The sequence below is a fragment of the Geodermatophilus sp. CPCC 206100 genome, assembly GCF_048569675.1.
Taxonomy (GTDB): Bacteria; Actinomycetota; Actinomycetes; order Mycobacteriales; family Geodermatophilaceae; genus Geodermatophilus.
The window spans coordinates 1-17,436 of the sequence record NZ_JAQISV010000018.1 but is presented as its reverse complement, the minus strand read 5'-3'; the positions used below and the strand labels follow the sequence as shown (position 1 = coordinate 17,436).

Sequence of the window (17,436 nt, the reverse complement as noted above, 5' to 3'; positions counted from 1 at the left end):
GTGCCCCGGGGTGCTCTGTTCCTCCATGACCTCGCCAGCTCGGTCATGACCTGCTCCCGCTCTCGGTGAGCCAGCCGCGCAGCATGGCGGCGACCTCGTCCGGCTTCTCGTTGACCATCGAGGCGATCTCCCCGCGCACCCGCTGCCGCTCGGCGGCCTCCAGCTCGGCCTGCGCGTTGTCGATCGGGATCTCCCGGGTGCTCTCGATCCGGATGCGGTCGAGCTCGGCCATGACGTCGTCAGGCAGCTCGAGCGACTCGTAGTCCTCGTCGTCCTCGCCCCGGCGGCGCGAGCGCAGCCAGACGACGAGCACGAGCAGGGCGATGCCGAGCGCGATGCCGCCGGTCTTGATCATCGACCAGAGCTGCTCCTGCTGCTCCGCCTCCTGGGCGGCCTCGAGCTCGGCGGCCGCCCGGTCGGCGGCGGTCGTGTCGAAGGCCATCGCCGCGACGGTGATGGCGTCGCCGCGGCCCACGTTCAGGCCGACGGCGTTGCCGACCAGGTCCTCGATCTGGCCCTGGTTGAGGGCGCCCGCCACGGCCTGGTCCATGACCACCGAGACGGTGAGCCGGTTGATCGCACCGGGCGCGCCCTGGACGGTCTCGACGGTCTCCCCGACGGCGTTGTTCGACGTCGTGGACTCCTTGTTGTACGTGGAGTCCCCGGTGTCGCCGCCGGCGCCGGCCTCGTTCTCGGGCCCGAGCACACCGCCGACGGCGGCGCCGTTGCCGGTGTAGTCCTCGGTGGTGGTGCTCTCCGAGACGGGCGGGGTGCCCTCCTCGTAGGTGTAGGTCTTCGAGGTGGTGTCGCGCTGGGACAGGTCGAGGTCGGCGCGCACCGAGACCTGGGCGCGGCCGGGGCCGACGATCGGGTCGAGGACCGCCTGCGCGTTGGCGACCAGCCGGGCCTCGTACTCCTGCTCCAGCTGGGAGCGGGCGTCGCCGGCGGCGGTGGTCACACCCTGCCCGGGGGCCGACAGCACCTGGCCGGTGGCGTCGGCGACGGTGACCTGCTCGGCGTCCATGTCCTGGATGCTCGAGGAGACCAGGTTCGTCACGGCCTGCACCTGCTCGCCGGACAGCGTCGTCCCGGGCGCCACGTCCAGCAGCACCGACGCGGTCGGCTCGGCCTTGTCGCTGACGAAGACCTCGTCCTCGGGCAGCGCCACGTGGACGACGGCCGAGCGGACGCCCTCCAGCGACTCCAGGGTCTTGGCCAGCTCGCCCTCGATGGCCCGCTGGTACTGCACCTGCTGCTGGAACTCGCTGGTCGTGATGCCCGACTCCTCGAGCAGCGCGTAGCCGGTGTCGGAGCCGGCGGGCAGGCCCTTGCCGCTCATCGACAGGCGCAGGTCGTACACCTGGTCGTTGGCGACCATGATCGTCCCGCCGCCGTCGGCGAGCTCGTAGGCGACCCCGGCCGCGTTGAGCTCGTCCACGATCGCCGAGGCGTCGGTCGACGCCAGGTTGGAGAACAGCGGCGCCAACGTCGGGGCGGTGCTCCAGCGGACGAAGAAGAACCCACCGAGGAGCAGTCCGACGGCCAGGAGGCCGATGACGACCTTCTGGCCGAGGCTGATCGTGGACAGCGTGGAGCGGATGCGCTCCAGCGGCCCGGCGAGGGCGGCAGGCATCAGACCGGCATCCTCATGATCTCGGTGAAGGCGTCAACGGCCTTGTTCTTGAGGGTCACGACCATCTCGGTGGCGAGCTTCGCCTCGTTGGCCGCGATCATGTAGTCGTGCACGTCGCGCAGGTCGCCGGTGGCGGCCTGGGTGGCCAGCGCGTCGGAGGCCGACTGGGTGGCCTGCAGCCGGTCGAACGACGAGGCCAGCACCGAGGCGAAGTCGCCGGAGGCCGGCGCGGCCGCACCGGACGTGGCGTCGGCCGCGCCGACGCCGGTCACCGGCAGGGTCGGCAGGGCGGGCATCGCGGCGGAGATGCCGCTGATGGGGGAGGTCATGGTCAGCCCCTCCCGAGCTGCAGGGCGGACTGGTAGGCGTTGGTCGCGCGCTCCACCACGGCCAGGTTCGCCTGGTAGCCGCGCTGGGCCATGATCAGCGAGGTCATCTGCTCACCCAGGTCGATGTCCGGGTACTTCACGTAGCCCTCCTCGTCGGCGAGCGGGTGGTCGGGCTGGTGGACCAGTCGGCCCTCGGCGCTGCCGAACTCGGCGCCGGCCACGCGGACGCCGCCCTCGCCGGAGCCGTAGTCGACCGCCTGGGCGACGATCAGCCGCTCCTGGAAGGCGTTCTCGTCGGTGCTGGTCGCCGTGTTGACGTTGGAGATGTTGTCCGAGACGGCGTCGAGCCACTTGCGGTGCGCGAGCAGGCCGGAGCCGGAGATGTTCAGGCTGTCGAACACGTCATGCCGTCCGGAGGGCCGAGCGCAGGACGTTGTACTTGCCGTCGAGCGCGTTGAGCGCGAGCTGGTAGCGCAGCCCTGTCTCGGTCGCGATCACCGTCTCGGCGTCGAGGTTGACGTTGTTGCCGTTGGTGTTCGTCGGCTCGAGCGAGCGGGCGGTGCTGCCGCCGCTGAGGAGCGGCGTCTCACCGCTGGCCAGGGCGCCGCGCAGACCCGACTCGAAGTCGACGCGGCCGGCGAGGAAGCCCGGCGTGTTGATGTTCGAGATGTTGTCCGCGGTGACGCGCTGGCGCTGGGCCAGGCCGGCGAGGGCGGCGTGCAGCGTCGTCGAGGTGACGTCGCCGATCATCGGGCGGTTCCGAGGGCAGGGCAGCAGGACACGATCGGCCTCCGGGTACGCAGGAGACACTCGCGAGCGAGTGAGGGGGCCGCCGATCCGTGGCGAGGGTTGCGCTGTCCGTGCCCTTCCCCCATCGGCGTCCCCGGCGGCCGGAGTGACCGCCAGGGGCCATGGGAGTGGCTCGTGTCGGCCGGAGGGGTGGACGGGGCAACTGTGACTCGTGGGGAGCCGGGAACGCGGAGAGCCCCCCGGGTCGCCGGTGGGCGGCGTCCCGGGGGGCTCTCGGGGGAGTGCGGGGTTACAGGGCGCGGTCGATGAAGGAGGCGACCGGGCGGGCCGGGCCGTAGGTCATCCGGGCGGCCACGTCGCGCTGGCGGCGGGACTGGATGATCGCCTCGACCAGCGCCTCGGCGACGGCGAGCTGGTGCTGCAGCAGCCGGGCGGCGCGTTCGCGCAGGTCCGGGGGGACGGGGCCCAGTCCGCTCGGCGGGATCCACTCCTGGACCCGCTGTCCCCAGGCCTCGATCTCCTCGGTGCGGTCGGCGTCCATGCTCGCCTCGGCGGCGAGCACCTCGCCCTCCAGGTCGTCGAGGACCGTCGCCCACTCGGCCGGCGGGACCGCGTCCGCGCCGGGGGAGGGGCGGTCGGCGGTCATGCCGGGGTGGCGGCGAGCGAGGCGGCGGCCTGCCGCCACGCGTCGCGCAGGGGCTCGACGACCTGCAGGCAGGAGGTCACCCGGTTGCGGTCGGCCTTGACGTTGGCCTGCACGAGCTCGCCGATCAGCCAGGTGTAGAGGGCGGCCAGCCGGGGCCCGCCCTCCCAGGCGTCGACCTGCAGGCTGCTGCGCAGCTCGAGCACGATCTCCTGAGCGTGCTGCAGCTGCTTGCCGGCCTCCTCCCGGTCACCGGCGGACAGGGCGGTCCCGGCCCGCTCGAGGTCGAGGGCGAGGCGGTCGTAGAGCATCACGAGCAGCCGCTGGGGTGACGCCGTCGTGACGGTGTCGCCGATGTAGCGGGCGCGGAGCGAGGCAGTGCTCATGGTGTGCGGGTCTCCAGGGTCAACGTCGGGGGAGCGGCGTCGGTGGGGGGACGTCGGGAACTGCGGCTCAGGACCAGGACGGCAGGCCGCTGATCTGCCCGGCCAGCCAGGAGGACTGGTTCTGCAGCGCGCTCAGAGCCGTCTCCATCGCGGTGAACTGTCGGGTCAGCGTCTCCTTGCGGAGCGCGAGGCGGACGTCCCAGCCGGCGATGCGTTCCTGGAGGTCCTTGGCGACGTTGTCGCTGCCCTTGGCCAGGAGGGTCAGCGAGCCGGTCGTGGCGTCCGACGCCGACTTGGCCATGGCCTCGATCTGCGCGGCCAGCCCCACCGGCTGGGCGGTGGTGCCGGCCCCGGTGGTCGCGGTGAAGAACGTGCGCGTGGCGGCGGGATCCGCGGCCAGCGCGACGGAGAACGCGGCCTTGTCGAACGTCAGCCGGCCGTCCTTGGTGAGCTGGATGCCGTAGCCGGCGGCGGACTTGCCACCGACGCCGGAGGAGACGATGTCCAGGACGCGGCCGGCGAGGTCGCGCAGGGTGCTGTCGCCCTGCAGCGTCGCGGTGGCGCTGTCCTTGGAGGTGTAGTCCGAGACGACCTGGAGCGCGTTGTTGGCGGCGTCGACCAGGGCCTGCACCTTGGCGGCGGTCGCGTCGGTGTCGCGGGCCACGGTGACCGTCGACGTCTCACCCTTCTTGGACACCGTGATCGCCGTGGCGGGCAGGAGGTCCTTGAAGGTGTTGCTCGGGGAGGTGACCGCGTAGGCGCCGTCCCCGGAGCCGATGGTGAGCTTCGCGTCCACCCCGGTCGTGAGGTCGCTGAACGCCGGGCCGCCGGTGACCGAGAACGTCCCGGCGGCGCCGGAGGTCGCGGTGCTGAGCTGCATCCGGTAGCGGCCCTCGGCGACCTGGACGACGGTGGCGGTGAGCCCGAGGTCCTTCTTCGCGTTGATCGCGGCGGCCGCCTCGGTCAGCGTCGCGGTGCCGCTCTTGTCGGTGTCGAGGTCGATCTTCGTGGTGGTGGTGCCCACCCTGACGTCGATGGACGTGGCGGTGAAGTCGGTGTCGGCGGCGGTCTTCCCGGCCGGTGCGGCGAAGACGGTGTCGCTGCGCATCGAGTGGGCGGTGGCCAGCTGCTCGACGGTGAAGGTCAGTGAGCCGGCGAGCGCGCCCGAGCCGGCCGAGGCGGTGACGCCGGCGTTCGAGCTGGTCGCCTTGGCGGCGGTCCACGCCGCGTCGCCGGAGAGCCCGGCGGCCGCGCTGCGCAGCGAGTCGAACCGGAGGTTGACCGCGCGGTAGCCGTTGCCGTCGCTGTTGGTGGAGACGAGCTTGTTCTTCAGGAGGGTCTGCGGGTTCGCCTCGACCTGCATCAGCTGGCCGATGAGGGAGGCGGTGTCCATGCCCGAGATCAGGCCGACGCTCGTGCTCATGCCTGCCATGCAGCGGCCTCCTGGTCGTGGGGGGATCGAGCGGAAGGGGGGAGGCCCGGAGGCCTCCCCCCTTCACCTGGTGGTGCTCAGGTGGTGCGGGTGGATCAGCGGAGCAGGCTCAGGACGCCCTGGGGGACCTGGTTGGCCTGGGCCAGCATGGCGGTGCCGGCCTGGGTCAGGATCTGGCTCCGGGTGAAGTTGGTCATCTCCTGGGCCATGTCCGTGTCGCGGATCCGGCTCTCCGAGGCGGTCAGGTTCTCGACCGCCACGTTGAGGTTGTTGATCGTGTGCTCGAACCGGTTCTGGATGGCACCCAGGTCGGCGCGGGTGTTCGACACGGTCTTGATCGCGCTGTCGATCTTCTTCAGAGCAGACTCGGCACCCGTGGCCTGGGTGAAGGTCATCTGCTTCTTGGCCAGGTCGGCCTTCTCGGCGTCGGTGGTGGCCGGGCCGACCGGGGTCTCACCCTTGAAGACCACACCGCTGGCGGAGGTGGCCCAGTCGACGGTCACCTTGCCGCTGAAGGCGTTGTTGACGGCGGTCTCGACGGCGGTCTTGCGGTCGGCAACGCTGGCGTCGGCCTTGTAGCTGATGGACGACAGGTCCAGCGTGTTGCCGTTGTAGGTGATCGAACCGTCGAGCTTGGCGAAGTTCTCCGCCTTCGACAGGTCCAGGGTGGCCGACGGGATGGTCGCCGAGGCGGCCGTCCCGTTGGAGCCCGCAGCCGAGCCGGCGACGGCGGTGGTCGGGGTGGTGGTGACCGTGCCGACACCGGTCTTGGTGATGTCGACGCCGTCGACCCCGAGGCCGGAAGCACCCATGGCGGTGCCGATCTTGACGTTGATCGACTCGCCGACGTTGGCACCGACCTGGAACTTGCCGTCGTACTTGCTGTCCAGGAGCTTGGTGCCGTTGAAGGTCGTCGTCTCCTGGATGCGGGTCAGCTCGTTCTTCAGCTGGCCGATCTCGGACTGGATGTTCTTCTTGGCGTCGTCGTTGAGCCCGCCGCCGTTGCTGGCCTGGACGGTCAGGTCGCGCATGCGCTGCAGGATCTTGTGCGTCTCGGTGAGCGCACCTTCAGCGGTCTGCACGACCGAGACGCCGTCCTGGGTGTTGCGGACGGCGACCTTGAGGCCACCGATCTGCGAGCGCAGGCCCTCGGAGATGGCCAGGCCCGCGGCGTCGTCCGCCGCGCGGTTGATGCGGAAGCCGGAGGAGAGCTTCTCCAGCGACTTGCTCATCTGCCCGTCGGTGATCGACAGGTTGCGGTACGAGTTCATCGCCGCGATGTTGTTGTTGACGCTGAGACCCATGGTGTTCCTCCTTGGACGGGGTCTTGGTGTTCACCCGCTGCATCCGTGCTGCGGGCCTTGCCCCCGTTGTTTCGGCGTGGGGCGTCTGGGACTTGAGGCGAATCGACGGGGATTTCGCCGGGGTCACCCGACCGGGCCGTCAGGCGTACTTCCGCCGGCTCCGTGCGCGGTGGTCGAGGGCCCGCTGCCAGGCGGCCACCCAGCGCTCGGCGGTGTGCTCGGTCAGGTGTCCGGTGAGGACCGCCTCGTGGTTGGCGGCCGCCTGCTCGCGGCGCCGGTCGGCCTGCTCGACCGCGGTCGTGAGCGCCTTGGCCCAGTCCTTCGCGCTGCGCGCCCGCCAGCCGAGCGCGAGCCGCTCGTACTCGGCGCTGGGGGAGCGGGCGAACCAGACCCCGCGGGCCGCGTACTCCAGTGCCTTCAGCCAGCTCTTGGACGTGTTGAACCGGTCGATCCGCAGGGGCGCGATCCCGACGTCGAAGTGCTCGCCGACGGCCGTCACGTAGGCGTCGATGCCGTCGATCCACGGCACCTCGCCGGGCTCGTCGGAGAGGCCGAGGCGGGTGCGGGCGTCCCCCTTCTGACCGAGGACGGTGAACCGGCTCCGGCCGGCGGTGCGGTCCAGCGCCTGCTGCAGCCCCGTCCCGACCTCCTGGAGGTCGTAGGGGTGGTAGTAGACGCTGCCGGTCCACCCCACGGTGACCACCTCGGGGGTGCGCTCGTGGGCGGGGGGCAGCTCGGCGATCCGCCGCGGCACCGCGTTGGGGATCACCGCGCCGCGGCCGTGCGGCGCGTACTCCTGCAGCAACGCCGGGGTGGTCGTGGTGACCAGGTCCGCCTCCCGGGCGCACTCGGCGGCCCGGCGTCCCATGCCCTTGCGGACGAGGAGCTCGTGGCTCGGGGTGCCGAACGGGATGGCCGTGAGCAGGTCGTCCATCTCCACGACGACGGCGACGCCCTGGTCCTGGAGGACCCGGATGGTCTGCAGCATCGCGACGGTCTTCGGCAGCTGCAGGACGACCACGTCGGCGCCGCGGGCGTCGGCCTCGTAGACCTCGCCCTCGCCGCCGTCGTGGCCGGGACGGACCATCGTCGCGATGCCGCGGGTCGTCTCGATCTCGATGCCGAGGCCGGCCTCCTGGATCTCCCGGACGGGCTCGCGCACCCGGTAGTAGTCCTGGGCGTCCTGGCCGGCGTGCATGATCAAGACCTTCATGGTGGTTCCTTCTCTCCGTCAGGCGGGACGAGCGGCCCGGTAGCGGTCGCCGACGGCCCGCATGTCACGGGGCTGGGGGAGGGGTGGCGCGTTGCGGCCGGCGACGCGGTCGACGTAGGAACGCTGCTGGTTCCGGGCGCGGACGCCTCCGTCGGCGGCCACCGCCGTGCCCTCCCACACCTCGCTCATCGCGGCGTGCAGCAGGGTGAGGGCGCGGGCCCGCATCTGCGAGACCCGGGACAGCGTCACGCCGAGGTCGGCGGCGATGTCGGTCAGCGACTCCCCGCCGAAGAAGTTGCGCTCGACGACCTCGTCGAGCCGGTCGGGCAGCGCGCGGATCGCCTCCTGCAGACAGCGCGACCTCTCGCTGCGCAGCACCGCCCGCTCCGGCGACTCGCCGGTGTCGGGCAGGTCGAGGGAGGAGCCGTCGGGGCCGGTGTCGGCGTCGATGCTCACCATGACCGCCCGGTGGACGTCGACCTGGAGGGTGTCCAGCGCGCTGCGCGCCATCCCCAGGCTGGTCGCGAGCTCCTCGCGCGTCGGCGGCCGGCCGAGGGACATGGCCAGGGCGTCGGCCGCCGCGTCGGTGCGCCGGGCGGCGGCACGGACGCTGCGGCTGGCCCAGTCACCGGAGCGCAGTTCGTCGAGGACGGCGCCCTGGAGCCGGGCCAGGGCGTAGGTGGCGAAGGAGGCGCCGGCCGACGGGTCGAACCGGCGCGCCACCTCGACCAGCGCCACCTTCGCGCAGGACAGCAGGTCCTCGCGACTGACGTGGCTGGGCAGGGAGATGCGCGCGGCCACCGCGTTGACGGCGAACGCGGCGAGCGGCAGGTGCTCGGTCACGAGGGCGTCGACGTCCCGGGTCGACGCCCCCTGCACAGCGGCGGGGCGTCGGGCGGCCGGGATCCGCTCGGTCGCCGGGGCACTCGATGGTGTCACGCCTCCTTCCTCGGCAGCCGCGGGGCCGGACGGGACCTACCTGTCGGCACCATCTCCGCCGAACTTGAGTGCCTCGGCTTGAGGGCCCACCCGCGGGTGCCGATGGCCTTGGCGAGAACCCGCTGGCAGCACCGACGCCTGCCGCGGGGAGACGACGGAAGGGCGGTGACGGGCGTGGACTACCAGCACCTGTCGACGTTGCTCTGGAGGGAGCAGGAGCTGCTCGACCTGCTCCTGTTCAAGGCGGAGGAGAAGCAGTACCTGATCGTCACGGGCAAGACCCGCTGGCTGTCGCGCATCGCGCACGAGATCGAGGTCGTCCTGGACCAGCTGCGCACCCTCGAGGTGGAGCGCGCCGCGGTGACCGAGGTGCTCGCGACGGCTCTGGGGGTGGGCGCCAATCCGTCACTGCGGAAGCTCGCCGAGGCGGCGCCCGCGCCGTGGAACGACCTCTACGCCAAGCACCACGAGGCGCTGCTGGTCCTGGTCACCGACCTGCGCGGTCTCTCCGATGCCAACCGGGAGCTGATCGAGGGCGGCCTGGCGGCCATCGGTGACGCGCTGCTGTCGGTGAAGGCGCCGTCGGCCGGCACCTACGGCGCCACCGGCAGGACGACGCAGCGCTCCGCCCGCGCCGTGACGCTGGACGGGGCACTGTGAGCGAGCTCGCGAGCTCACAGCGGCGGTACAGCGGGCTGCGAACGCAGACGACGAGCGCCAGCGAGGAGTCCAAGTGAGTACGTTCGGCGGGCTGAACACGGCGACGACCGCGCTGTGGGCGCAGCGCCGCGGGCTCGACGTCACCGGGCAGAACATCGCCAACGTCAACACCGAGGGGTACTCGCGGCAGCGGGTCGACCTCCGGGCGATGGGCGGCATCGCCGTCCCCGCGATCTACTCGGTGAGCAGCGGCGTCGGCTCCGGGGTGTCGGCCGACCAGGTCAACCGCATCCGGGACGTCTTCCTCGAGGGCCGGGCCCAGACCGAGTACGCCGCGACCGCGCAGCTGACGGCCGAGGCCGGTGCCTACGAGATGGTCGAGCAGGCGCTGCGCGAGCCGGGTGACACCGGCATCCAGAGCCAGCTCTCCGACGTGTGGGCCGCCTGGGGCGACGTCGCCAACCACCCCACCGACGGTGCGGCCCGCAGCCAGCTGCTGCAGCGCCTCGGCACGCTGGTCGGCGGCTTCCAGGCCGCGCGCTCGGAGATGGACGGCCAGTGGGGGCAGACCCAGGAGAACCTGGTCGCCCTCGTCGACGAGGTCAACGCCGTGGCCGGGGACGTCGCCAAGCTCAACGACGCGATCCGGCGGTCCTCGCTGAACGGCAAGCCGGCCAACGAGCTCGCCGACCAGCGCGACGCCCTGGTCCTGCGGCTGTCGGAGGCGGTGGGCGCCACCGCCCGGCCGACCGACGACGGGGGGATCACGGTGTTCGTCGGCGGGGTGACCCTGGTCTCCGACGCCAGCACGACGAAGCTCCAGGTCCGGGCCGCCACGGGCCCCGACGACCTCGCCGGCGGGAACCCGCGCGTGGTCACGGCCGGCAGCGGCACCCAGGTGTCCGTCGGGGGGACGGCCGCCGGTCAGATCACCGCGCTGCGGGAGATCCTGCCGGCGTCGCGGACCCAGCTCGACACGGTCGCCGCCGAGCTGGCCCGCCAGGTCAACGACATCCACGAGCAGGGGTTCGGCCGCGGCGGCGAGACCGGTCTGCCGCTGTTCGTCCCCGCGCCGCCGGCCACGGTCGTGACCGCGGCCACCATCCGCGTGAACCCGGCGGTGGGCCCCGACCAGGTCGCGGCCGCCGAGGTCACGGACAGCACCGACGCGGAGATCGCCGACCGCATCGCGAACCTGCGCACCGCGACGGGCAGCCCGGACGCGCTGTACCGCGCGGGCATCGTCTCCCTGGGTGTCCAGGCCGCGGTGAGCAACCGGAACCTCGACATCCAGCGGGTCATCACCACCAACGTCGACGCCGCCCGCGAGTCGGTGGCCGGCGTGAACCTCGACGAGGAGATGTCGAACATGCTGCAGTTCCAGCACGCCTACTCCGCGGCGGCCCGCATGGTGACCGCGATCGACGAGGCGCTCGACGTCCTGATCAACCGCACCGGCGTCGTGGGGCGCTGACCTGATGCGGATCACCCAGCGCGCCGTCGCCCTCACCAGCCTCCAGGGGCTCAACCGCAACCTCGACGCCGTCGGCCGGCTGCAGCAGCAGCTGACCTCCGGCCGGCTCATCAACGCGCCGTCCGACTCGCCGACCGGCACCAACCAGGCCCTGCAGACCCGCGGCGACATCGCGGCCACCAACCAGTTCAGCCGCAACACCACCGACGGCAAGACCCAGCTCGAGGCCACCGACTCCGCGCTCACGACCATGCTGCAGCAGGTCCGCCGCGTGCGGGACCTCAGCGTCCAGGGCAGTAACACCGGCGCCTACGGCACCGCCTCCCGCGAGGCCATCGCCACGGAGGTCGACCAGTTGCGGAACAGCCTGCTCGACCTGGCCAACCAGCAGCTGCAGGGGCGCCCCCTGTTCGGCGGCGTGACGACCGGGTCGGTCGCCTTCGACCCGGCCACCGGCGGCTACGTGGGCACCGGCTCCGGGCCGGGCGACCCGCAGGTCATGCGGCGGGTGTCGGACACCGAGCGGGTCCGCGTCGACATCACCGGCGGCGAGGCGCTCACCCTCGACTCGGGAGACACGCTGTTCACCGTCCTGAGCGACATCTCGGCGGCCCTCACCGCCGATCCGGCGACGGGTGACCTCGACGCCGGGCTCACCGCCCTGGACCAGGTGCGCGACCGGATGCTGGCGGCGCTGGCCGACGTCGGTGCGCGGGCCACCCGCATCGAGAACGCCCAGCTGACCACCACCGACCGGTCGCTGACCCTCTCCAGCCGGCTGGCCGCCACGGAGAACGTCGACCTGCCGAAGACCATCATGGAGCTGGAGATGCAGAAGGTCGGCTACCAGGCGGCGCTGGCCGCCACGGCCAAGGCCCTGCAGCCCACGCTCGTCGACTTCCTCCGCTGACCAGGACGCCGTCATGACCCTCGCGCCCGTCGCCACGCTGCCGCTGCTGGGCCTCACCGAGCCGCTGGCCGGCTTCCCGGGGCACCGGGACTACGTGCTCGTCACCGCCGACGGCGACGGGCGGCTGTTCTGGCTGCAGTCGATGGCACACGAGGGGCCGCGGTTCCTCGCGATCGACCCGGCTCTGTACTTCCCCGACTACGCGCCGGCCCTGCCGCCCGCGGTCTGCGCCGACCTCGGCCTCGACGACGCCGCGGCAGCCCGGCTGTACTGCCTGGTCACCGTCCCCCCGGAGGGCCCGGCGGCCGCCACGGCCAACCTGCGCGCGCCGCTGGTGGTCAACCCGCTCACCTGGCGGGCGGCCCAGGCCGTTCTCTGCGACGCATCCCATCCGATCCGGCGTCCCCTGCGCCGATAACCCTGGAGGCGGCATCCCAGCCCGTTCTCCCGCCCCGGCCCGCGACGCGGGCCACCGCTCAGCCACGGACGGCACACACCACACCCATGGAGGGGTCCACGTGCTCACACTCACCCGCAGCGTCGGCGAGACGATCCGCATCGGCGACGACATCGAGGTCCACGTCGTCGAGGTCCGCGGCGGCACCGTCCGCCTCGGCTTCAAGGCCCCGCGGGAGGTGACCATCCACCGCGAGGAGGTCTACCGGCAGATCGCCGAGGCCAACCTGCTCGCCGCCCAGGTCACCGCCGACACCCTCGGCGCGCTCGCCGCGTTCGCCCCCGCGCCGGCCACCCCGGGGGCCGTGCCCGCCGCCGCGGGCGCCGAGCCGGTTCCGGAGGACGCCGCAGGCTGACACACCTGACCGAGACGCCCCTCGGTCCTGGCGGATTCTGCCGACGACCGCACCGCGCGGGCTCGTCGGCTGAGCGACACGGGCAAGACCTGCCGAAGAGATGGCCCGACAACTGCGAACGGCACAGCGAGTGTTGTGGCGTTCCGGCGCCCTGGATGCGCGAGAGTTGCCCCAAGCACGTCACAGGGGGCGATCACCATGCAACAGAGCGCAGTCACCGGATCCGGCATCCAGGCCGAGCCGACCGCCGACACCGGCGCCAACGAGACGGTGGTCGTCCACGTCCAGCTGCGACCCCGCCGGGGTTCGACCCGGCGGTGCCTCGCGGCGCTGGCCGAGCTGGCCGGCGCGCACCCGGACGTCTGCTTCGAGCTGACCGGGGTGAGCAAGGACGACCGCGTCGTCCGCGTCACGGTCGGTGTCGAGCTGGGACCGCGCGCCGCGGTCGCCCGCTTCTCGCCGCAGGCGCAGGCCGCGTACGCCTTCGTCAGCGAGGTGTTCACGGCGCTGTACGACCACATGCCGGTCTACACCGTCGAGCCCAGCGGAGCCGAGCGCGCCGCCGCGGCCGACCTCATGGGCCGGCTGGTCGCCGGCCCCGCCACGGGCGGGCTCCCCGCCCCGCGGCTCCCCCTCCCGGCCGAGCACGTCCCGGTCTGAGGTACGACCCCGTCCAGGTCCCACCCCGAGTCGGCCGGGGGTGGGGTCCTGGACGGGCCGCCGCCGTCTGTCTTCCCCACAGTCGCCCAGGAGTCCCGGTGTCCCACCCCACGCTCAGCCCCGTCGACGTCCCCGCTGACCGCGCCGCCGCCGCGCGCACCCGCGCCCCGCTGGTGTTCGGCGGCATCCCCGAGGTCGAGGGCTGGGTCCTCGCCCCGATCACGCCCCGCGACCGCGTGCACTTCCGGGTGGACCGGGAGCTGCGGCTCGAGGAGTTCCGCCGCGAGCTGCCCCCCGGCGTCACGGTCAGCTTCGACCAGGGCGAGGGGCTCTACCGGGTCGACGGCTCCCGGGGATCGGGACCGCTGCTCGCCGACTGGGTCCGCGCCTGGTGCTCCGGTCGCGGCTGCAGCACGGTGGGGCTGCGCGCCGAGGCCGACGTCCGGCGGCGGGCGCCGCGGGACCTGCCGCCGGCCTTCCTCGACGACCTGTGCCGCCACTACCTCCCGGTCAGCCTCAAGCGGCTGCAGCGGAACATGAGCACCATCCGCCTGCACCTGCCGGACTCGGACGACCTCACCCAGCAGGTGAGCGAGTGGATCCTCAAGGCGGTCGGGCAGTACGACGAGACCAAGGGCGTCCCGTTCGGCGCGTTCCTGGCCACGCAGCTGTCGAAGTGGGTGCACGACCTGGGCCGCAACGCCCACGGGCGCACCGCCGCCGACACCGAGCACAAGCAGCAGAAGGCGGTCGCCGCCTTCCTCACCGAGCACCAGCGCAAGCCCAGCGAGAAGGAGCTGGCCGCCTACATGGGGCAGAGCGTGGCCACGCTGCGGCGCAACTCGCAGACGGTCGCGACCCTCAACGGGCTGCGCAACCTGCAGTCGCTGGACGGCGGCCCGGACGCCACCGAGATCATGCTGCCCGACACGAGCGAGGCGCCGGACGAGATCATGGGCGAGGCGGAGCAGACGCTCCTGTCACACGCCCTGACCGCGGCCTGCGCACCCGACCCCGGCGCGCGCCCCGAGCAGCGCGCCGGCCAGCCGAACGTCCTGGGCTGGGCGACCTGGTACCTCACGACGTGGGGCGGCAAGACCAAGACGCAGCTGTCGGCCGACCTCGGCACGTCGGTGCGCAACATGAACGTGCACGCCGACCGGGTGGAGCGCGTCCTCAAGCAGCGGCTGGTCGAGCTCGCGGACTGACGGGCAGCGGTCGGGGAAAGTGTGGCCGGCAGGGGTCCGATGGGCCTCCCGACTGCCGATACCACAGACGTGATGGGTCGCAGGGACAGCCGCCGCCGCCGCGGTCCCGTGCCGGTCCCGGGGCCGGGGAGCGTGCGATGAGCGCCCTGACCGCGGGGGAGTCGACCCCCGACGTCCTCGTGCCGCACTGGCTGGCCGCCGCCGACCGCGCGCAGCTGTCCGCGCTGGTCCGCGCCGGGGTCGAGGACCCGCGCGTGCACCCGGTCGCCGCCCTCCACCTGTCCGACGTCCTCACCGAGCTGCACGTGGCCACCGTGCGCGACACGGTCTGGCCGGCGTCCGCCGCCCGCGTGCGCCGGGTGACCGGCTGGGACCCCGACGTGCTGCCGGTCCGGCTGTCCGCCCGGGAGCTGGCCAGCGTGCTGGCGCTGCCCACCCTGCCCGCGGCACTGCGCACCGCCCTCCTGGGCGGCCGCGCGTGAGGCCGGCCGGCCTGGGCGCCACGGGCCTGCTGCAGCGCCTGCGTGCGGTGCCGGTGACGGCGGCCGAGCTGCGACGGGTGGCCGACGAGGTGCTGCCCGCCCTGGCCACCCCGACGCTGGCCGCCGGGGTCGTCGACGACCGCGTCGACGGCCCGGTGGCCGTGCTGGAGGAGGGGGAGCGGCGGCTGCGGGTGCCGCTGCGCGACCTCGCCGAGGACCTCACCGACGCCGGCGTCGCCGCCACCCCCGAGGGACTGGCCGCGGCGCTTATCTCCTGGGTGGCCCAGCGGCCGGTGCCCGACGCCGCGGCCGCCTCCGCCGGGATCGCCGTCCTCGACTGGACCGACCGCCGGGAGACCGCCGTCGGCTGGCGGGTCGTCGTCCGCCGCGGGGCCGCCGCCCGCCCGTGGTCGCCCTCGGTCGGGCTCGGCCGGGCACGCCTCGACGTCGTCCGGACGGCGGCCCTCGCGCGGGCCGCCGACGTCGGCGGGGAGCTGCGGCTGGAGGGGCCGGTGGCGCTCTGGTCCCACCCGGAGGTCCCGCTGCTCGCCTCCGCGGTCCTCGCCGCACCCGAGCGGCTGCTCGGCCGGCTGGGGCGCGCGGGCCTGGACGTCCGCGACCTGCACGTCGTGGTCACCCCGCGGTCCCCGGTCGCCTGCGCCGGAGCGGCGGTCGCCGCCCGCCTGGCCGGGGAGACGGGGGAGCCGTGCCAGCGGCTGCCGTGGCGGCAGCTCGCCGCCCTGCGCTGGGTGTGAGGACGGCCCCGTCGTCAGGCCAGGTCGCCGAACTCCCAGTGCCACGGCTCGGGCTTCTCGCCGCCCGGCCGCGCCCAGTCGGGCTGGAGGAACCCGAAGCGCCCGGCGTTCGCCGCCATCCACGCCGACTGCGGCGTGCCGGCCACGTTGATCCCGCCGCACAGGTCGACCGCCAGCGCCCAGCCGTGGTTCGACGTCCCCGGGACCGCGGCCAGGGCCGGCTTGCGCTGGAAGGCGGACACCTGCGCGGTGAGTGAGCGGTAGGAGTCGGTGATGCACAGCCGGCTGCCGAAGGCGGCCTCGAAGGCCTGCGCGAGACCGGTGTAACCGGCCGCCGCGTCGCACCGCAGGGCGTGGCCCCGCGCGATCGGGCACAGCACGCCCGCCGGGATGGAGCCGTTGGACCAGCCGCCCCAGGACGGGCTGATCGGACCCGCCGGGGCCGGCGGCGCGCCGCAGGCACCCCGGCCCGCCGTCCCGGCCGGCAGAGCGGGGTTGGGCTGGGCAGGGGCAGCCGACGGGACCCGGACGGCGCCGACGGCGTCGGTCATGGTGCGCACGCCCACCTGGTAGGTCGCGGCGGAGGCGGTGACGACCTGGCCCTCGCCGAGGTGGATGCCGACGTCGGCGCCGCCGTCGGTGAACACGAGGTCGCCGACCTGGAGCTGGTCGAGGGGGACGGCTGCGCCGGAGGCCCACTGGTCGGCCGGGCCGGAGGGCAGCGCGTAGCCCGCGAGCAGCCACGAGGTGGCGGTGAGGCCGCCGCAGTCGTAGACGTCCGGGCCGGCGCCACCGGGGACGTAGGGCTTGCCCAGCTGGGCCAGCGCGCTGCTCACCGCGGTCACCGTCTCGGCCGGCAGCACGGTGAGCGGGCGGTTGCCCGCGACCGCCCACGCGACCCCGGGGATCGGCCGGCCGGCGCCGTCCAGCGCCGGGGACAGGCCGGCCGGCAGCGCCGCCGGATCGGCCAGCGACGCCGCCGGGGGCGGCTGGATGCCGGCGACGGAGAGGACGCCGAGGTAGTCCTGCCAGCGGCGCAGCGCCTGCTGGTTGGCCTCCTGCTGGGCGCCCGCCGCGGGGGCGGTGCCGAGCGCGGCCAGCTGCGCGGTCACGTCGGTGCGCAGCCCGCCGGCGACCTCGCGGGCACCGGCCAGGACGGCGGCCACCCGCTGCTCCACGGTGGCCAGGGCGGCCGCGGCGACGGTCTCCCGGCGGACGGCGCGCGCCAGGTCGGCCCGGGCGCGCTCGGCCCGGACGACGGTGGTCTCCAGGTGGTCGGCGGCGCGCTCGGCGAGCGCCTCCCCGTACAGGACGTCGGGGGTGGCGGACGGCCGGTGGACGCTCAGGCCGAGCAGCGGGTGCCGCCCCTCGGCCGGCGTGCGGTACAGGTCGGCGGCGCGCGTCCCGACGGTCGCCTGCTCGGCGGCCACCCGGGCGCGGGCGGCCGCCGCGGCGTCGACCGCGGCCTGCAGCTCGGTGCGCCGCTCGGTCAGCTCCTGCTGCAGCGAGCGGTAGTCCTGGGCCGCGCCCGTCAGCCGGCTCGACGCGGCGAGGGCGAGGCTGGTGGCGTCGGACGGCACGGCGGCCGTCCCCGCGGTCCGGCCGTCCGGCCACACCAGGCCGGCCAGCACGGGGAGCACCAGGGCCAGCGCGGTGAGGGACAGCCGCACCCGCCAGCGAGGGCCGGCGACGGCGGCCAGCCGGTGCCGGATCGTGCGCCTCGGCGTCCGCCGTCGCGGCGCGGGCCGGCGGGACCGGCCCGCGGGCGGGCGGCGCCCGGGGGAGGACCGGCCCGAGGGCGTCCGGGCCGCGAGGGCGGCGCGCACCGCGGCGGCCTCCTGCGGCG

Annotated in this window: 19 protein-coding genes and 1 pseudogene; 9 read left to right on the top strand and 11 right to left on the bottom strand. The window is 73.9% G+C overall.

All coding sequences use genetic code 11. The features are described 5' to 3' along the window. Positions 1-43 precede the first annotated feature (43 nt). From fliF to PGN05_RS10550, 10 genes are all read right to left on the bottom strand, one after another. Complete coding sequence (fliF, locus tag PGN05_RS10595) at positions 44-1,633, bottom strand: flagellar basal-body MS-ring/collar protein FliF (protein ID WP_419752501.1); 1,590 nt, start codon at positions 1,631-1,633, stop codon at positions 44-46. After that, positions 1,633-1,962 (bottom strand): flagellar hook-basal body complex protein FliE, encoded by a 330-nt coding sequence (gene fliE / locus PGN05_RS10590; RefSeq protein ID WP_419752500.1) that lies wholly within the window; start codon positions 1,960-1,962, stop codon positions 1,633-1,635. Before fliE ends, fliF begins: the two co-directional genes overlap by 1 nt. Positions 1,963-1,964: 2 nt before the next feature. Further along, complete coding sequence (flgC, locus tag PGN05_RS10585) at positions 1,965-2,363, bottom strand: flagellar basal body rod protein FlgC (RefSeq protein ID WP_419752499.1); 399 nt, start codon at positions 2,361-2,363, stop codon at positions 1,965-1,967. A gap of 1 nt (position 2,364) precedes the next feature. Next, on the bottom strand, positions 2,365-2,712 hold the full coding sequence (gene flgB / locus PGN05_RS10580) for a flagellar basal body rod protein FlgB (protein WP_419752498.1): 348 nt from the start codon (positions 2,710-2,712) through the stop codon (positions 2,365-2,367). A gap of 289 nt (positions 2,713-3,001) precedes the next feature. Next, on the bottom strand, positions 3,002-3,358 hold the full coding sequence (locus PGN05_RS10575; protein ID WP_419752497.1) for a hypothetical protein: 357 nt from the start codon (positions 3,356-3,358) through the stop codon (positions 3,002-3,004). Continuing rightward, positions 3,355-3,741 (bottom strand): flagellar export chaperone FliS, encoded by a 387-nt coding sequence (fliS, locus tag PGN05_RS10570; protein WP_419752496.1) that lies wholly within the window; start codon positions 3,739-3,741, stop codon positions 3,355-3,357. The genes PGN05_RS10575 and fliS overlap by 4 nt, the downstream gene beginning before the upstream one ends. A gap of 67 nt (positions 3,742-3,808) precedes the next feature. After that, positions 3,809-5,164, bottom strand: coding sequence for a flagellar filament capping protein FliD (fliD, locus tag PGN05_RS10565; RefSeq protein WP_419752495.1), 1,356 nt, complete (start codon positions 5,162-5,164; stop codon positions 3,809-3,811). Between the two features lie 104 nt (positions 5,165-5,268). Further along, positions 5,269-6,477: a flagellin gene (locus PGN05_RS10560; RefSeq protein WP_419752494.1), complete on the bottom strand. Its 1,209-nt coding sequence runs from the start codon at positions 6,475-6,477 to the stop codon at positions 5,269-5,271. Between the two features lie 139 nt (positions 6,478-6,616). Further along, a complete protein-coding gene (locus tag PGN05_RS10555) occupies positions 6,617-7,690 on the bottom strand; it encodes a hypothetical protein (protein WP_419752493.1) in 1,074 nt (357 codons plus the stop codon). 18 nt (positions 7,691-7,708) lie between these two features. Further along, positions 7,709-8,629, bottom strand: a complete 921-nt coding sequence (locus PGN05_RS10550; RefSeq protein ID WP_419752492.1) for a sigma-70 family RNA polymerase sigma factor — start codon at positions 8,627-8,629, stop codon at positions 7,709-7,711. 174 nt (positions 8,630-8,803) lie between these two features. On the opposite strand from PGN05_RS10550, the gene PGN05_RS10545 reads away from it, so the two are divergent. From PGN05_RS10545 to PGN05_RS10505, 9 genes and pseudogenes are all read left to right on the top strand, one after another. Next, positions 8,804-9,289, top strand: coding sequence for a flagellar protein FlgN (locus PGN05_RS10545; protein ID WP_419752491.1), 486 nt, complete (start codon positions 8,804-8,806; stop codon positions 9,287-9,289). Positions 9,290-9,362: 73 nt separating this feature from the next. Then, positions 9,363-10,763: a flagellar hook-associated protein FlgK gene (gene flgK / locus PGN05_RS10540; protein WP_419752490.1), complete on the top strand. Its 1,401-nt coding sequence runs from the start codon at positions 9,363-9,365 to the stop codon at positions 10,761-10,763. Between the two features lie 4 nt (positions 10,764-10,767). Next, positions 10,768-11,673 carry a flagellar hook-associated protein FlgL gene (gene flgL, locus PGN05_RS10535; RefSeq protein WP_419752489.1) on the top strand — a complete coding sequence of 302 codons (906 nt, stop codon included), beginning with the start codon at positions 10,768-10,770 and terminating at the stop codon, positions 11,671-11,673. Positions 11,674-11,686: 13 nt separating this feature from the next. Further along, positions 11,687-12,091 (top strand): flagellar assembly protein FliW, encoded by a 405-nt coding sequence (fliW, locus tag PGN05_RS10530; RefSeq protein WP_419752488.1) that lies wholly within the window; start codon positions 11,687-11,689, stop codon positions 12,089-12,091. 100 nt (positions 12,092-12,191) lie between these two features. Beyond that, positions 12,192-12,365: pseudogene (gene csrA / locus PGN05_RS10525) on the top strand (carbon storage regulator CsrA); the annotation flags it as partial. A gap of 318 nt (positions 12,366-12,683) precedes the next feature. Continuing rightward, positions 12,684-13,145 (top strand): hypothetical protein, encoded by a 462-nt coding sequence (locus tag PGN05_RS10520; RefSeq protein ID WP_419752487.1) that lies wholly within the window; start codon positions 12,684-12,686, stop codon positions 13,143-13,145. Between the two features lie 98 nt (positions 13,146-13,243). Then, positions 13,244-14,353 (top strand): flagellar biosynthesis protein FliA, encoded by a 1,110-nt coding sequence (locus PGN05_RS10515; RefSeq protein ID WP_419752486.1) that lies wholly within the window; start codon positions 13,244-13,246, stop codon positions 14,351-14,353. A 137-nt stretch (positions 14,354-14,490) separates the two neighbouring features. Continuing rightward, the gene (locus PGN05_RS10510; protein WP_419752485.1) at positions 14,491-14,835 is read left to right on the top strand and encodes a hypothetical protein; all 345 of its coding nucleotides are present in this window, start codon (positions 14,491-14,493) and stop codon (positions 14,833-14,835) included. Further along, positions 14,832-15,590, top strand: a complete 759-nt coding sequence (locus PGN05_RS10505) for a hypothetical protein (protein ID WP_419752484.1) — start codon at positions 14,832-14,834, stop codon at positions 15,588-15,590. Before PGN05_RS10510 ends, PGN05_RS10505 begins: the two co-directional genes overlap by 4 nt. 14 nt (positions 15,591-15,604) lie before the next feature. Here PGN05_RS10505 and PGN05_RS10500 read toward each other — a convergent pair. Then, positions 15,605-17,436: NlpC/P60 family protein (locus PGN05_RS10500; RefSeq protein ID WP_419752483.1), on the bottom strand; the 1,832-nt coding region annotated here is incomplete at its 5' end.

Coding starts and splice junctions, on each gene's coding strand:
- PGN05_RS10510 (WP_419752485.1), top strand. CDS start 14,491: ATGAGCGCCCTGACCGCGGGGGAGTCGACCCCCGACGTCCTCGTGCCG.
- PGN05_RS10560 (WP_419752494.1), bottom strand. CDS start 6,477: ATGGGTCTCAGCGTCAACAACAACATCGCGGCGATGAACTCGTACCGC.
- fliF (WP_419752501.1), bottom strand. CDS start 1,633: ATGCCTGCCGCCCTCGCCGGGCCGCTGGAGCGCATCCGCTCCACGCTG.
- fliD (WP_419752495.1), bottom strand. CDS start 5,164: ATGAGCACGAGCGTCGGCCTGATCTCGGGCATGGACACCGCCTCCCTC.
- fliS (WP_419752496.1), bottom strand. CDS start 3,741: ATGAGCACTGCCTCGCTCCGCGCCCGCTACATCGGCGACACCGTCACG.
- PGN05_RS10555 (WP_419752493.1), bottom strand. CDS start 7,690: ATGAAGGTCTTGATCATGCACGCCGGCCAGGACGCCCAGGACTACTAC.
- PGN05_RS10520 (WP_419752487.1), top strand. CDS start 12,684: ATGCAACAGAGCGCAGTCACCGGATCCGGCATCCAGGCCGAGCCGACC.
- fliE (WP_419752500.1), bottom strand. CDS start 1,962: ATGACCTCCCCCATCAGCGGCATCTCCGCCGCGATGCCCGCCCTGCCG.
- PGN05_RS10575 (WP_419752497.1), bottom strand. CDS start 3,358: ATGACCGCCGACCGCCCCTCCCCCGGCGCGGACGCGGTCCCGCCGGCC.
- flgB (WP_419752498.1), bottom strand. CDS start 2,712: ATGATCGGCGACGTCACCTCGACGACGCTGCACGCCGCCCTCGCCGGC.
- fliW (WP_419752488.1), top strand. CDS start 11,687: ATGACCCTCGCGCCCGTCGCCACGCTGCCGCTGCTGGGCCTCACCGAG.
- flgL (WP_419752489.1), top strand. CDS start 10,768: ATGCGGATCACCCAGCGCGCCGTCGCCCTCACCAGCCTCCAGGGGCTC.